Raw genomic sequence first — 15,065 nt, forward strand, 5'->3', positions numbered from 1 at the left:
CCCCACTGCAAACTTCCGTCCCAACGACTCGGACAAGGGAGGATGAGGCCATGGCCGGCCCGACGTGTCTTCAGCATGCCCTTGTCCGGGCCGCGCGGCCTTAGCGCGCGGCCCGGTCGTCCCGAACGAAATCCAATGGAACGACCAGGAGTTATCGCGTGTTTTTCTCTTCTTCCCCCAACGGTGCCGACCTGACCACCGACCGCCTCGTGCTGCGGCGGTGGCCCGCGGGCGAGCTCGACGCCGTCCTCGACGGCTCCCGGCTCCCCCACTGGGCCGACGACTTCCCCGCCGACGGCGACCGTGAGATCGCCGGTTACCTCGCCACGCTGACGGATCCCGGGCACCTCGCCGGCCAGCGACAGCTCGTCGAGCGCGGCAGCGGCCTGGTGATCGGCTCGGCCGGACTGTTCTGGCCGCCCGCCGACGGAACCGTCGAGTTCGGATACGGCATCGTGCCGTCCCGGCGCGGGCGCGGCTATGCCACCGAGGCCGCCCGGGCGCTCGTGACGCTCGGGTTCACCGCGCCGGGCGTGCACACCGTGGGCGCGACCGTCGATCTGTCGAACCCCGCCTCGATACGGGTCCTGGAGAAGGCCGGTCTGGAGCGCTGGGCCACCGAGGAGTCGACCGCGCGCTTCCGCGCCACGGCACCCGGTCTGTCGTAACGGCGGTCGGCGCGACCGTCCCACGGACGCGCGCGGCGCGGCTATCGTGGGCGCGCCACTTCCGAGCCGACTGATCCCACAGGGGGGACCACCGTGGCCGAGCTCAACTGGATCAAGGCCGCCGAGGAAGGCGACACGGAGTACTTCGAGGTCGCCTTCGGGCAGGGGGACGACGAGAACGTCTACATCCGGGTCAACACCGACCCCGACAACATCGTCATCACCACCGGTCCCAAGTGGGACGCCTTCGTCCTCGGGGTGAAGGCCGGCGAGTTCGACCACTTCGTCGAGGGGATCGAGGACTGAGCACCCCGTGCGCCCACCAGGGCGCACGGGTCTCACCCGTCCCACCCGCCTCAGTCGTCGTCCTTCTTCTTGTCCATGTCCTTGTCCGGCTTGTGCGGCTTCTTGGACTTGTGCGAGGAGGAGGGCGACGGCTTCGGCTTCTTCTTGGGCACATTGACCGCCCCCTCCGCCGGGACGGCACCGTCCGCGTCCCCATTCGGCCCGGAGGACGGGACCGTGGCCGGCCGCGAGGGCCCGCCGCCGCTGTCGTTCGAGTCGAACAGGGAGGCGCCGATCACGGCGGCCACCACGAAGGCGGCCAGACCGGCCACCACTCCGAACAGCACCTTCTGCCGCTGCCCCTTCGGGGCGGACGCGGGGTACGCCGCCGCGCGCCGGCCCCGCTGTCCCCGCGGGACCGGCGGCGGCACGGGCGAGACGCGGGGCGGCGGAACCGGCGGCCGGCTCATGACCGGCGGCGCCCCGACCGGCGGCGCCCCGACCGGCGGGACCCCAACCGGCGGGACCCCGGGCGCACCGCCTGCCGGACTCCGCGTCGCACCGGCCGGCATGGCGCCGGCGCCCGGCACCGGAGCCGCACCCGGCGCCCCCGCACCACCCTGCACCCCGTAGGCCGGCATCGCCGCCGGCGGCAGCGGGCGCGGGGCCTCCCGCCACGCCGTACCGGCGAACCACTCCCCCACCTCCCGCGCCGACGGCCGCTGCTCCGGCTGCTTGGCGAGCATCCGCAACAGGAACGCCTCGAAGGGATACGGCACCTCCGGCCGGTGCCGGCGCGGCGGCACCGGCTCCGCGTCGACGTGCAGATAGAGGAGCGAGGTCGGGCTGTCCGCCCAGAACGGCGGCTGGCCGATCAGCAGCTGGTACAGGACGCAGCCCAGCGCGTAGACGTCCGCCTCCGGCCCGGCCATGCGCCCCAGCGCGCGCTCCGGCGCCAGATACGTGCTCGTCCCGACGATCTGCCCGGCCCGCGTCAACGCGGCCGACGTCTCGTCGACGAAGCGGGCGATGCCGAAGTCGCCGATCTTGAGGGTGCCGTTGGCGTCGAGCATCAGATTGCCCGGCTTGATGTCCCGGTGGACCACCCCCTGCTGATGGGCAGCCGCCAGGCCCCGGCCCGCCTGCGCGGCGATGTCCGCGACCCGGGCCGGGTCGAACCGGCCCTGCTCGGTCAGCTCCTGGGCCAGGCTCGGCCCGTTGACCAGCTCCATCACCAGATAGAAGCGGTCCTCCCAGGCGCCGAAGTCGTAGACGGCGACCACCTGCGGGTGATTGAGCCGGGCCGCGGTCTGGGCCTCCATCCGGAACCGCGCCGCGGCCGAATCCTCGCCCTCGCCGCCGTCGTCGCCCAGCAGCAGCTTGACAGCCACCTGACGGCCCAGCACCTCGTCCTGGCCCTGCCAGACTTCGCCCATCCCGCCGCGGCCGAGCAGCTCCCCCAACCGGTACCGACCGGCAACCAGCACCCGTACCACCCTTGACAATCTCGACCCATGCGCTGAGCAAGCAGCGTACCGACCGAACACAGTGTCGCCCGAACCTCACCACGTCCCCCCGTTCCGCCGATCGTTGCTCGGCGTCCACACCCGTGATACACAGAGTCACCATAGAGGCACCCACTGACAACGGGCCTTGCCGCAGGTCAGGCGCGCAAGCCGACGACGGGTACGGGTTCCGCCAAAATTTGCCGCCAAATCGACATCCGAGGGCGGCCACGTCAGCGAAGATAGGTCCCGACCTTTGCCCATCGGCGGCAAGGGCGGTCACAACTACCCGTTTAGGGGCGGTGAGTTACCCATGTTTTTGGCGGCCGGCAAGGGCGACATCAACACCATTATTGGCGGAATCGCCCCGAACTGGGGGCCCTTCGGCAGTCTGGGCCGTGAGGCGCGCGTGATGATCGAGGTCATCATGGCCGTGGCGATCCTGCTCTGCCTCGCCATCGCCATCTGGGGCGCGGCGAAGCAGCGGATCGGCGCGACGGCGCTCCGGGACACGTTCAGCGCGGAACAGGGCAAGGGTCTGATCGTCGCCGGTCTGACCGGTGTGTTCATCATCGGTTCGCTCGGCACGCTCTTCACGATCGTCTACGGCATGGCCGTCTGACCGGGCGGCCTCCGGCCCGGTCCCGCGCTTCCCCACCTCCACCCGCCTCCCACCGCACCCGAGGCTGCCACCTGATGCCCCCTCACACCTCCTCGCTCTCCCCCGGGAAACCGTTCGTCCCGCTACCGTCATATACGGACGGCAGCATGCCGGTGACGAAGCATGAGGGAGCGGGCGAGCGATGAGTCTCGGCGACGACGGTTACGGCGGCGGCTACGGCGACGACCATCACCTCACGCGCACACGGCTCCCCGAGGGCGAGGTCGACCCCTACGCCCAGCCGAGGCGCGGCCGCGCGGGCAGACCGGGCCGGCAGGGCCGGCCCTCCAACCGGAACCTGCTGATGGTCGTCGGCGTCATCGTGCTGCTCATCGCGGCCATCGCCTTCGCGAACCGGGGCGGCGGCAGTGGCTCCGACGGCGGCTCCTCCGCGAAGGGCCACCCCGACAGCCGCTCGACGGCCCCGACCGGCACGAGGCCGGTCGACGGCAAGTCGGCGGGCATCGCCTCCGGGTTCGCCCATTCGGAGCAGGGGGCACAGTCGGCGGCGGCGAACTATGCGGTGGCCTTGGGCGGCGACGGGATGTTCAGGGCGGACAGCCGGCACGCGATCGTGGACTCGGTCTACACACCGGCGACCGCGGCCAAACTCAAAGGCCCGCAGGACCAGGCCTACTCGGCGGACTTCCTCAAGAAGCTCGGCCTCGACGCCGACGGCAACCCGCCGAGGGACAAGACCTTCATCTCACGGACCATTCCGGTCGGCACCAAGGTCGAGGACTACAGCTCTGACCGCGCCAAGGTTTCCGTCTGGTACACGGGGCTCATCGGCATGGCGGGCACTGGCTCAACCGACCCCGTGCGCACCGACTGGAAGACCTGGACGTTCGACCTGAGGTGGATCGACAACGACTGGAAGGCCGAGTCCGACGACCAGACGAACGGTCCGGCCCCCGTCACAGGTGACGTCCCGGCTGCGAGCGCCGAGGACATCTCGAAGGCCGTCAAGGAGTACGGAGGCTTTACTTATGCCCGGTAAGCCAGGCCGTCGCGCCCTCGGCCTCACCGCTCTCCTAGTGAGCCTCCAAACAACCGCTGTCCTCCTCGCAAGCCGTGCTGCGGCTCTTCCGGGGCCGACGCCGACCCCTGGGGCGAGCGGAGCTTCGACACCGACTCCGGGCATCAGCTCATCCCCCACACCAGGCGCAAGCGGGACTCCCACACCAGGCGTGACCGCCACCCCGACGCCGGGGCAGAGCAACAACCCCTGTGACCTGCTCATCGGTCCGGCCAAGAAGTACTGCCAATCGCCAGGCGATACGAGCTCCGGCCATTCCAACCTCACCGACACCCAGTCCTCCCTCGACCCCCTCTCCTCCCTCGCAAAGGGCTGCGCCGACGCCGCCTCCTGGATCGTCGGCAAGCTCTCCGAAGCCGTCCACTCCACCAGCAACGTCGACTTCACCAACACCGCCTTCCTCCGCCAGTACGCCGTCGTCTTCGCCGCCTCGACCATCCTCACGCTCGTGCTGTGGCTGCTCGCCGTGGCCAAGCGGGCCGTGCGCGGGGTGCCGTTCACGGAGGCGATCAGCGAGGCCGTCGGGTTCCTCTGGCTCACCGTGCTGGCGTCCGCGTTCACGCCGCTGATCCTGTACACGGTCGTCTCGGCCACCGACGCCGTCACCGAGGTCATCGCCACGGGATCGTCGTCGAACAACGACACGTTCTTCGGCGGGTTCGCCGACGCGCTCAAGAAGGGCAACGGCATCGGCGGCGGGCCGATCATGCTGATCGTCGTGTCGCTCGTGTCCGTCCTGGCCGCAGGCGTGCTCTGGCTGGAGCTGGTGATCCGGGCCGCGCTGCTGTACGTCGGGGCGCTGCTGGGTACGGCCGTCTACGCCGGGCTGGTCGACAAGAACATGTGGCACCACGTGCGCCGCTGGGCGGGCATCATGATCGCGGTGATCCTCGTCAAGCCGATCATCGTGATCGTGCTGGGGCTCGCCGGCGCGCTGTCCGGGGGGAACGGGCCGAACGCCTTCTCGGCGGTCGTGTCGGGCCTCGCGATCATCATTCTTGCCATTTTCGCCAGTGCGATGATCTACCGGTTCGTGCCCGGCTTCGGCGACGAGATCGTCAACAGCCGCAACGCGAGCAATGACGTCGCGTCCCGACGGGCGGCGGCCGTGATCTCCTCGCCCGCCGCACTCGTCAAGCAGGGCATCACCACGCACAGCGCCCGCGGGGGCGCCGCCGCGCCCGCCGCGCCCCCCGCGCCGCAGCGTCCCGCGAGCCCGCTCACCGGCGGAGTGGCGGCGCACGGCGCGCGCAACACGCCCCCGTCCGCACCCGCGCCCGCCCCCGCTCCCGCGCCCTCCGCAGGAGGACCCGCGGCGCAGAACAACAGCAAGCCATCCGGAGGTGAGCGGAGTTGACGATCCCGGCCCAGTCCCAGCCGATCGCGGCCCGCCGTACGTATCTGATCGGTCGCGCGCGCCCCAACGCGGTCGTGGGCAAGAACCGGGAGAGCGGCGAGATCGCGCTGATCATCGCGGGCGCGTTCCTGGGCATGATGTGCGGCCTGCTGGTGCCGATCCTCCCCCTCCGGATCATCTCGCTCACCGGATTCCCCGCGCTCGCCCTGGCGGCCGTGTACGTGCCGTACAAGGGCCGCACGTTCTACAAGTGGTTCGAGATCAACCGCACGTACAAGCGCACCCTGCGCAGGGGCACGACGTACCGTTCCGCCGCCATGGAGGCCGGGACGCGGGTGGACGGGCGGGAGATCGAGGTCGGCCCGCCGCCCGGTATCGGGCGGATCAACTGGCTGGCCGCGCCGTTCGGGCCGGACGAGATCGCCGTGCTGCTGCACGCCGACCGGCGCACCGTGACGGCCGCCATCGAGATCGAGGGGCCGGGCGTCGGCCTGCGCGACTCGGAGGACCAGGAAGCGCTGGTCGAACGGTTCGGCACGCTGCTCAAGCACGTCGCGAACGGCGACGGCTACGTCACCCGCATCCAGATGCTGGCCCGTACGCTGCCCGCCGACCCCGACGCGCACGCCAAGGACGTCGAGCGGCGCGGCGACGAGGCGGCGCCGCCGTGGCTGAAGGATTCGTACGACCAGCTGCAGTCGATGGTGTCGACCTCGTCCGAGCAGCACCGCGCGTACCTGGTGGCGTGCATGCACTACAGCCGCGAGCTGGCAGCCGAGGGGCAGGCGATCGCGCGCGCCTCCCGGCACGACGGCGGACGGCGCAGGCTCGACCGCGACGCCGCGCTGGCGGTCGTCATGGCGCGCGAGCTGACGGACATCTGCGCGCGCCTCGCCGAGGCCGACATCCGTGTCCGGCAGCCGCTCGGACAGGCCCGGCTGGCCTCGCTCGTGCACTCGATGTACGACCCGGACCACCCCATCGACCACATCCAGGCGATGACGAAGCGGAACGCCTGGCCGGCCGAGCTGGACGCCGTGGAGCCGACGTACCTCCAGGCGAAGACCCGCGAGTCGGCCACCCGCGAGCCCTGGTGCCACGCCACCGCGTGGATCAAGGAGTGGCCGATGACGCCCGTCGGCGTCAACTTCCTCGCGCCGCTGCTCGTGCACACCCCCGACGTCATCCGCACGGTCGCGGTCTGCATGGACCTGGAACCCACCGACGTCGCCATCGAGCGGATGCTGACGGAGAAGACGAACGACGACGCGGACGCCTCGCGCGCCGCCAAGATGAACCGGGTCGTCGACCCGCGCGACGTCGCCCACCACTCCCGCGTCGACCAGCGCGGCGAGGACCTGGCCAGCGGCGCGGCGGGCGTCAACCTCGTCGGGTACATCACGGTCTCCGCGCGCTCCCCGGAGGCCCTCGCGCGCGACAAGCGGACCATCAGAGCCTCGGCCGGCAAGAGCTACCTGAAGCTGGAGTGGTGCGACCGCGAACACCACCGCGCGTTCGTCAACACGCTGCCGTTCGCCACCGGCATCCGACGCTAAGGAATCGAGGGGCCTCCCGTGCTCGACCCGCTCGCCGCCGTCACCGATGCCTTCACCAGCTTCCTCTTCGGGAAGGTGGAGACCACCCGGCTGCCCGTGCGCACCTCGACCGGGCAGGCGCAGGCCGTCTATCTGCCCACCGCCGCGCCCGGCCTGGGCGACTCCGGAGTGATCATCGGGCGCGAGGTGTACTCCGGCAAGGGCTACATCTACGACCCCTTCCAGCTGTACGGACAGCAGCTGCCCGCCCCGCACTGGCTCGTGCTCGGCGAGTCCGGCAACGGCAAGTCCGCGCTGGAGAAGACGTACGTCCTGCGCCAGCTCCGCTTCCGCGACCGGCAGGTCGTCGTGCTGGACGCGCAGGGCGAGGACGGCGTCGGTGAGTGGAACCTCATCGCCCAGCAGCTCGGCATAACGCCCATCCGGCTGGACCCGATGGCCGCCCGCGAGGGCGGCATCCGGCTCAACCCGCTCGACCCCTCGATCACCACCACGGGCCAGCTCGCCCTACTGCGCACCATCATCGAGGTGGCCATGGGGCGCGGCCTGGACGAGCGCTCCGGCTTCGCTCTCAAGGTCGCGCACGCCTACGTCAACGAGAGCATCACCGACCGGCAGCCCGTCCTCACCGACATCGTCGAGCAGCTGCGCCATCCGGAGGCCGAGTCGGCCGAGTCGATGAATGTCGACATAGACGACGTGCGGGCCTGGGGCCTGGACGTCGCGCTCGTGCTCGACCGGCTGGTCGACGGCGACCTGCGGGGCATGTTCGACGGGCCGACGACCGCCGGCATCGACCTCGACGCCCCGCTCATCGTCTTCGACCTGTCGCACATCGACCGCAACTCCATCGCCATGCCCATCCTGATGGCGATCGTCGGCGTCTGGCTCGAACACACCTGGATCCGGCCCGACCGCAAGAAGCGCATCTTCCTGGTGGAAGAGGCCTGGCACATCATCAACTCGCCGTTCGTCGCCCAGCTCTTCCAGCGCCTGCTGAAGTTCGGCCGCCGGCTCGGCCTGTCGTTCGTCGCGGTCGTGCACCACCTGTCGGACGTCGTCGACGGCGCCGCCGCCAAGGAGGCCGCCGCCATCCTGAAGATGGCCTCGACCCGCACGATCTACGCCCAGAAGGCCGACGAGGCGCGCGCCACCGGCCGGGTGCTCGGCCTGCCCCGCTGGGCGGTGGAGATCATCCCGACGCTCACCCCGGGCATCGCCGTCTGGGACGTCAACGGCAACGTCCAGGTCGTCAAGCACCTGGTCACCGACGCCGAACGGCCACTCGTCTACACCGACCGCGCCATGACCGAGGACGGCAGCCGCAGCCGCGAACCCGCCGCCGGGACGGCGGCCGCGGAACGCACGGCCGCGGCGATGGAACAGTTCGCCGACGAGCCGTACGGGCCGACCGAGACGACGGTGGCCTGACGCATGCCGCCCATGCCGGAGACGGGACCGGGCCGCCAGGAGCGCGGGATCCCGGACGGACTGCTCGTCAGCGCGCTCGCCTTCCTGCTCGGGCTGACGCTGCTGGTGTGGGCGGCGACCGGGCTCGCCGCCCTCTTCACCCACGGCGCCTGGCCGGGCGGCGTCACCGTGCTGCACACGCCGCAGGCGATCCGCCACCTGATGACCGCCCCGCAGGACCTCCCCGGCGCCTGGCCGGAGACGGAGCCGGGGACGCTCTCGGGGTACGGGCTGTTCTGGGGACTGCTCGTGGGCGAGGTGCTGGTCGTCGTGGTGCTGATGGTGTTCGCCATCGGCACGATCGCCCGCTGGCGGGCGGGGCGGGGCGCACGGCGCACGGGCAGGGCGCCGGGGGTACCCGCGGTGGTCCCGTCGGGCGCGGCGGTGGAGGTGGTTCCGCCGGAGCAGGGGGAGTTCCCCGGTCCCGTCCCGTCCCCCGACCGGGGCTCCGCTCCGGCCCCCGTCCCTCGGGCGCAGGAGGGGCCGAGTGAGCGCCCCGCCCCCCGAGCGACCGTGCCGGACGAGCCGGACCAGCCGGACGAACCGATCGGCTACCCCCACGGGCTGCACTACTGCACCGGCGACCGGCGACGCGCCCTCGCCGCACGTGCCGTTCTGGACGCGGCCGGGCCCGTGCTCGTCGTCACCGGCGATCCACAGCTGTGGACGGAGACGAAGGACGCCCGCGCCAAGCTCGGGCCGGTCCACGTCTTCGATCCGAGCCACCTCCTCGACACCCCCGACCGCCGCCGCTGGAGCCCGGTCGCCGACTGCGAGTCCCGGGACGTCGCCGCCTCGCGGGCGGCCGCGCTGCTCGCGCCCGTACGGCCGTCCAGCCCGCTCGACTCCGCGGCCGCGGACACCGCCGAAACACTGCTGCGCTGCTGGCTGCACGCCGCCGCCGTGGACGGCAAGCCGTTCCGTCAGGTCCTCCGCTGGGCGCAGGGCACCTCCGCGCACGAGCCCGTGCGCATCCTGCGGACCAACTCCAAGGCGACCGGCGGTATCGCCGGCGAGCTCGAATCCGCGCTCACCGGCCATCCGGAACGCCGCGACGTGGCGCAGCAGTTGACCGCGCGGGCACTCAACGCCCTGTCGTCGGTGCACATTCGTGACGCCTGTAATCCGCATCGAGCCGATTCCCTGGCGCTGGAATCATTCATCGTCGAAGGGGGAACCCTGTACGTGGTGGGTGAGGCCCTTGAGGACCCTCGCACCCGCCCGGGTGCGATGCCGCTGCTGACCGCACTCGCCTCGAACGTGGTCGAGCGCGGCCGGCGCATGGCCGAACGGTCATCCTCCGGTCGGCTCGACCCACCACTCACGCTGGTGCTGGAGGACGTTGCGGCCGTCGCGCCGCTGCCCGCCCTACCCGAACTCCTCACCGACGGCGTGGCGCTGGGCCTGCCGACGCTCGCGCTGATGCGCTCCGAGGAGCAGGCCCGCGCCCGCTGGCCCCGGCGCGCACTGCCGGCCGGCCGCGTCTCCGGGGCGCCCTGAGAGGGGTTTCGGTCAGGACGGGACCGGGAAGCCGGCCGCGACGATCCGCCCGGCCCGCGAGTCGGGCGTGACGTCCTCCATCTTGGCGTTCGTGGAGTTCACCGAGTAGACGAGGATGCGTGACACACGGCCGGTGGCGTCGCGGGACGCCCCGAACCCGTTCAGATAGCCGTACCGGCTGCCGGACTTGCCCCAGATCTCGGTGTCGCCCAGCTTCATGCGCCGCAGCCCGCTGCTGTACGAGGCCTTCACCGGCTTCTTCGCGGGCTTGCCGTCCGCCGGCTTGCCCTCCTCCGGGTCGTACGCCGGCACCTCCGGCACGGTGAACATCAGCTGCAGCTCCTTCTGCGGAACGATCCGGCCCGCGAAGAGGGCCTCCGTGAAGCGCTCCAAGTCGGCCGTGGTGGTGATGAGATCGCCCGACGCCCACGTCTCCGACTGGTCCCACTCGGTGGTGTCCACCAGCCGGGTGCCGCCCCGGCCGTCCGGCACGCTCTGGTAGCCGTGCGTGCGGCGGCCGCGGATCCCCCGCTCGTCACCCGGCGAATACGTGTCCTTCAGCCCGGCCGGCCGCAGCACCCGGTCGCGCAGCTCCCGCTCGTAGGTGTGCCCGGTCGCCTTCTCGATGAGCAGGCCGAGCACGTTGTAGCCGATGTTCCCGTAGTGCTGCCGGGTGCCCGGCGCGAACTCCATGGGCTGGTCGAAGCCCGCCCGGACGAGCTCCCGGTGGCCCCAGGTCGTGTAGCGGCCCCTTTCCCAGTCCGCCTCACCGGGCGTGCCGCGCGTGTCACCGGACGGCAGCCCGCTGGTGTAGTCGAGCAGTTGCTTGACGCGCACCTCCGGATACCCGGCGGGCAGCAGGCCGGGCAGATAGCGCTGCACCGTCCCATCGAGGTCGAGCTTCCCCTCGTGCACGAGTTGCAGCACGACGGCCGCGGTGAAGGTCTTGGTGATGCTGCCGGCCCGGAAGCGCTCATCACCCTTCGCGGCACGCCCGCTCTGCACATCGGCGGCACCCGACGCGCCCTGCCACTTGCCGTCCGGGCCGCTGTAGCGGACCTGGGCCGCGGTGGCCCCGTCGTCCGGCAGCCCGGCCAGGGCCCGGCGCAGCGCGTCCGCGTTCGGCGGCGTCCGCTCCTGCGATGCCCGCAGAGCCGCCGGCACGCGCTGCTCCGCCGCCAGGGCCGGCATGGCCACGGAGAAGCAGAGGGCGGCAACCGCGGTGCCCATGAGGATCTTTGTCGTACGTCGGCGTGTGCGCATGGATGAACTCCCCCGCATGGTCGGGCATGACGTCGCCGGAACGCCGGCGACGACGTTCATCCTCGCCGTCCGCGCATTCCACCGGATCGCCGACGCGAGCGGTTCCGCACCCCGTCCGGCTCCCCCGCGCGAGGGAGTCCGCGGCCCCTCGGACTCACCCGCCCGGGGAGATCAGACCGGTCTCGTACGCGCAGATGACCGCCTGGATCCGGTCCCGCAGGCCCAGCTTCGACAGCACATTGCTCACGTGCGTCTTCACCGTGTGCTCGCTGACCACCAGCTCCGCCGCGATCTCGCCGTTCGACAGGCCGCGCCCCAGCAGCACCAGCGTCTCCCTCTCGCGCGCGGTGAGCGCCCCCAGCGCGCGCGACGGCCCGGGCGCCTCCGGGGCCGGGCCGCGCCGCGTGTAGTCGGCGACGAGCCGGCGCGCGACGGAGGGCGCCAGCAGCGAGTCCCCGGCCACCACGACCCGCACCGCGTGCACCAGGTCGTCCCGCCGGACGTCCTTGAGGAGAAAGCCACTGGCGCCCGCGTGCAGGCCCTCGTACACGTAGTCGTCCTGGTCGAAGGTGGTCAGCATGACGACCTTCGACGCCGTCTCCGCGCAGATGACCCGGGCCGCCTCGATGCCGTCCATGCGCGGCATCCGGATGTCCATCAGGACCACGTCCGGAGCGTGCAGCCGCGCTGCCGCGACCGCCTCCACACCGTCGCCGGCCTCGGCCACCACCTCGATGTCCGGCTGAGCCGCCAGGATCATCGCGAACCCGCTGCGCACGAGCTCCTGGTCGTCGGCCACCACCACACGGATCGTCAACTCCGCACCTCCGGCACCGAGGAGACCACGAGGGGCAGTTCGACGGCAACGCGGAAGCCCCGCCCGCCCCGGCCCGGACCGGACGACGCCGTTCCGCCATGGGCGGCGGCGCGCTCGCGGATCCCGATGAGCCCGCGCCCGCCACTGCCGCCGACAGACCCGCCGACAGGGCCGCCGACCGCCCTGGCCGTTCCGTCGTTCTCCACCCCGACCACCAGACGGCCCGCCGCCCACTCCAGACGCACGGACACCGACTGCGCCTCGGCGTGCTTGAGCACGTTCGTCAGCGCCTCTTGGACGACCCGGTACACCGTCACCTGGACATCCGCCGGGAGCGCCACAGGCGTGCCCTCGACGCACAGAGCGACGTCCAGCCCGGTTCGGCGCACCTCACGGACCAGGTCCTCGATGCCGTCCAGCGACGGCTGCGGGACCCGCCCCTCCGCCGACCGCCCCGGCTCCTCCTTCAGCACACCGAGCATCCGCCGCAGCTGCACCATCGCGTCCCGCCCGGCGCCCGCGATCGCGTCGAACGCCGCCTCGGCCCGCTCCGGATCCGACCGCACGACCAGCGGCCCCGCCTCCGCCTGCACGATCATCAGACTCACCGCGTGCGACAGCACGTCGTGCATCTCCCGGGCGATACGCGCTCGTTCCCGCTCGGCCGCCCGCTCGATCTCCGTCTGCCGCGCCCGCTCCAGCTCCGCCGCCCGCGCCTCGACCGCCTCGGTGTACGCCTGCCGGGTGCGCGCCAGCACACCCAGCGCGTACACCATGCCGAACAGGAAGAAGGAGAACAGGTACTCCCGCGCCGTGTTCGTCCGGACCGCCACGGCGAGCGCGACGACGGGCAGCCCGCACACCAGCGTCGCCCGCCGCTGCCGCAGCCCGCCCTGCGCGGCGACCGTGAAGATGGCCACCAGCGGGCTGTACGGCATGGGCTGCCCGGGCCCGTGCAGCGGCAGATAACCGATCCCCGCCACCGTGATACCCACGAGCGACAGGAGCGGCGCCCGCGTACGCCACAGCAGCGGCAGCACCTGAAGACTCGTCGCCGCGTACGTCGGCCAGGTGGCCGGCGGCACATCATCCCCGCGGGGCACGACGAACGGGATCGTCACGGCCAGCTGGACGATGCCCGCGACGATGGCGTCCACGACCCACGGGTTCGCCGTCCGTACCCGCCGCAGCAGCGCCGCGGACGACGCTACCGCCATCAGACGACCGGGCGGCTGATCGCCAGCTCGTACTCGCTGGACGTCGGGTCACCCTCCATCGGGATCACCACCCCGGTCCGCTGGAACCCCATCTTCCGGTACAGCCCCTCGGCACGGGCGTTCCGCTCGTGCACATACAGCCGCACCCGCTCGATCCGCTGTCCCGGCCGGTCCCACGACCAGTCGATCGCGGTCCGGAAGAGCGCCTCCGAGATCCCGGTTCCCCGGTGCTCGGGGCGTACGTAGACGCCGACGATGTGCGTCTGCGGAACGTCCGCGGCCCCACCGAAGACGGCATCCGCCCCTGGCAGCTCGACCAGCACGGTGACGGTGCCGGCCCACTCACCGTCCGGCCCCTCGGCCACGAAGGTGACGACGGATTTCCCCTCGGCACTGTCCCGCGACCGTCCCTGCCAGAAGTCGTCCGGGCGGGCCGACGCCGCGTCATATGTGTCGAGGAAGGCGATGGCCGCCAGCGGATCGCGCAGCGCGGTCAGCCGCATCTCCTTGTACTGACGCCATTCCTCCGCGCGAACTGTCCTGATGGTGTGCTCCATTCGGAGATGGTGACCCGGCCTCGAATGGCGGGCAATGTGTTTTCCCTCTCGGCGCGCAGGGCAGAGCGTGCACGTGACCGAAGCGCGGGAAGCGCGTGCCGTGGTCACGGTGGCCATGGGCGCGGACGAGGCCGCGGCCGTACTCACCGGGGACCTGCGGACGCGGCTGGCGGAAATCGCGGATTTCACCGAGAACTGGACGGACCTGTACCGCGCCGACATCGTCATGACCGGCTGGGGCAGCCCGGCCCTGACCCGGACCGTCCTCGACCGCGCTCCCCGGCTGCGGGCGGTCGTCCACGCGGCGGGCTCGGTCAAGCGGGTGGTGACGGACGCGGTCTGGGAACGCGGCCTCGTCGTCTCCTCCGCCGCCGACGCCAACGCCGGCCCGGTCGTCGATTACGCCTGCGGGGCCATCGCCCTCGCGGCGAAACGCGCCCTCGGCACCGCGGCCGCGTACGAACGCGGCTGGCCGGCCTTCGGCGAACGCCAGGGCGCGGACGGACTGACGGTCGGGGTGGTCGGCGCCTCGCGCATCGGCAGACGGGTGATCGCCCGTCTGGGCGCCTCCGAGGCCGGCTACCAGGTGCTGCTGTACGACCCGTACGTATCGGCCGCCGAGGCTGCCCGGCTGGGCGTCGAGCTCGTCGACGTCACCACGCTGTGCCGGGCCAGCACGATCATCACCCTGCACGCCCCGGAGCTCCCGGAGACGTACCGCCTCCTGGACGCCGAACGGCTCGCCCTCATCCGGGACGGCGGGACCGTCATCAATACGGCGCGGGGCTCGCTCATCGACACGGAAGCCCTGACGCGTGAATGCGTGACGGGCCGGCTGGACGCCTTTCTCGACGTCACCGACCCGGAACCTCTGCCGCAGGGACATCCCTTGCCGGCACTCCCGAACGTCCTGGTGACCCCGCACATCGCGGGCGCCCAGGGCAGCGAAGTACGCCGCCTGGGAGTTTTCGCGGTCGGAGAGGTGGAGCGCCTACTGAAGGGAAAGCCGCTGCTGGGGCAGGTGGCGCGGGAGGAGCTGGACCGCTTGGCGTAAGGGGCCCCGATTTTTTTGGGGGTAAACGCGAGAAAGCCCTGGCAGGGGAACCCTGCCAGGGCTTTCTCTCAACAATAGTTCGGCGGCGTCCTACTCTCCCACACGGTCCCCCATGC

At 71.7% G+C, this 15,065-nt stretch carries 14 protein-coding genes; 9 read left to right on the plus strand and 5 right to left on the minus strand.

Annotated elements, in window-relative coordinates; all coding sequences use genetic code 11:
* The first annotated feature begins 158 nt into the window (after positions 1-158).
* On the plus strand, positions 159-668 hold the full coding sequence (locus AB0K09_RS18835) for a GNAT family protein (protein WP_366066497.1): 510 nt from the start codon (positions 159-161) through the stop codon (positions 666-668).
* A 93-nt stretch (positions 669-761) separates the two neighbouring features.
* Positions 762-974 carry a DUF397 domain-containing protein gene (locus AB0K09_RS18840; protein ID WP_366066498.1) on the plus strand — a complete coding sequence of 71 codons (213 nt, stop codon included), beginning with the start codon at positions 762-764 and terminating at the stop codon, positions 972-974.
* Positions 975-1,024: 50 nt separating this feature from the next.
* On the opposite strand, the gene AB0K09_RS18845 is transcribed toward AB0K09_RS18840, so the two are convergent.
* Positions 1,025-2,440, minus strand: a complete 1,416-nt coding sequence (locus AB0K09_RS18845; protein WP_366066499.1) for a serine/threonine-protein kinase — start codon at positions 2,438-2,440, stop codon at positions 1,025-1,027.
* Between the two features lie 331 nt (positions 2,441-2,771).
* Here AB0K09_RS18845 and AB0K09_RS18850 point away from each other — a divergent pair, with 331 nt between their 5' ends.
* The 6 genes from AB0K09_RS18850 (at position 2,772) to AB0K09_RS18875 (ending at position 10,041) form a co-directional block, all read left to right on the plus strand.
* Positions 2,772-3,080, plus strand: a complete 309-nt coding sequence (locus tag AB0K09_RS18850; protein WP_366066500.1) for a hypothetical protein — start codon at positions 2,772-2,774, stop codon at positions 3,078-3,080.
* A gap of 181 nt (positions 3,081-3,261) precedes the next feature.
* Positions 3,262-4,119, plus strand: coding sequence for a hypothetical protein (locus AB0K09_RS18855; RefSeq protein ID WP_366066501.1), 858 nt, complete (start codon positions 3,262-3,264; stop codon positions 4,117-4,119).
* A complete protein-coding gene (locus AB0K09_RS18860) occupies positions 4,109-5,515 on the plus strand; it encodes a hypothetical protein (protein WP_366066502.1) in 1,407 nt (468 codons plus the stop codon). Before AB0K09_RS18855 ends, AB0K09_RS18860 begins: the two co-directional genes overlap by 11 nt.
* A gap of 2 nt (positions 5,516-5,517) precedes the next feature.
* A complete protein-coding gene (locus AB0K09_RS18865) occupies positions 5,518-7,071 on the plus strand; it encodes an SCO6880 family protein (protein WP_366066510.1) in 1,554 nt (517 codons plus the stop codon).
* Between the two features lie 18 nt (positions 7,072-7,089).
* Positions 7,090-8,502 (plus strand): ATP-binding protein, encoded by a 1,413-nt coding sequence (locus AB0K09_RS18870; protein WP_366066503.1) that lies wholly within the window; start codon positions 7,090-7,092, stop codon positions 8,500-8,502.
* Between the two features lie 3 nt (positions 8,503-8,505).
* Entirely contained in the window at positions 8,506-10,041 is a 1,536-nt protein-coding gene (locus tag AB0K09_RS18875; RefSeq protein ID WP_366066504.1) for a type VI secretion protein, read from the plus strand.
* A gap of 12 nt (positions 10,042-10,053) precedes the next feature.
* Here the strand turns inward: AB0K09_RS18875 and AB0K09_RS18880 are convergent, their stop codons facing one another.
* From AB0K09_RS18880 to AB0K09_RS18895, 4 genes are all read right to left on the minus strand, one after another.
* Positions 10,054-11,304: a serine hydrolase domain-containing protein gene (locus AB0K09_RS18880; RefSeq protein WP_366066505.1), complete on the minus strand. Its 1,251-nt coding sequence runs from the start codon at positions 11,302-11,304 to the stop codon at positions 10,054-10,056.
* A gap of 154 nt (positions 11,305-11,458) precedes the next feature.
* Positions 11,459-12,121, minus strand: a complete 663-nt coding sequence (locus tag AB0K09_RS18885; RefSeq protein WP_366066506.1) for a response regulator transcription factor — start codon at positions 12,119-12,121, stop codon at positions 11,459-11,461.
* Positions 12,118-13,338, minus strand: a complete 1,221-nt coding sequence (locus AB0K09_RS18890; RefSeq protein ID WP_366066507.1) for a histidine kinase — start codon at positions 13,336-13,338, stop codon at positions 12,118-12,120. The genes AB0K09_RS18885 and AB0K09_RS18890 overlap by 4 nt, the downstream gene beginning before the upstream one ends.
* The gene (locus AB0K09_RS18895) at positions 13,338-13,895 is read right to left on the minus strand and encodes a GNAT family N-acetyltransferase (protein ID WP_366066508.1); all 558 of its coding nucleotides are present in this window, start codon (positions 13,893-13,895) and stop codon (positions 13,338-13,340) included. The genes AB0K09_RS18890 and AB0K09_RS18895 overlap by 1 nt, the downstream gene beginning before the upstream one ends.
* Positions 13,896-13,968: 73 nt before the next feature.
* On the opposite strand from AB0K09_RS18895, the gene AB0K09_RS18900 reads away from it, so the two are divergent.
* Complete coding sequence (locus AB0K09_RS18900) at positions 13,969-14,949, plus strand: hydroxyacid dehydrogenase (protein WP_366066509.1); 981 nt, start codon at positions 13,969-13,971, stop codon at positions 14,947-14,949.
* The last annotated feature ends 116 nt before the right edge of the window (positions 14,950-15,065 follow it).

The organism is Streptomyces sp. NPDC049577 (assembly GCF_040675635.1).
Taxonomy (GTDB): Bacteria; Actinomycetota; Actinomycetes; order Streptomycetales; family Streptomycetaceae; genus Streptomyces.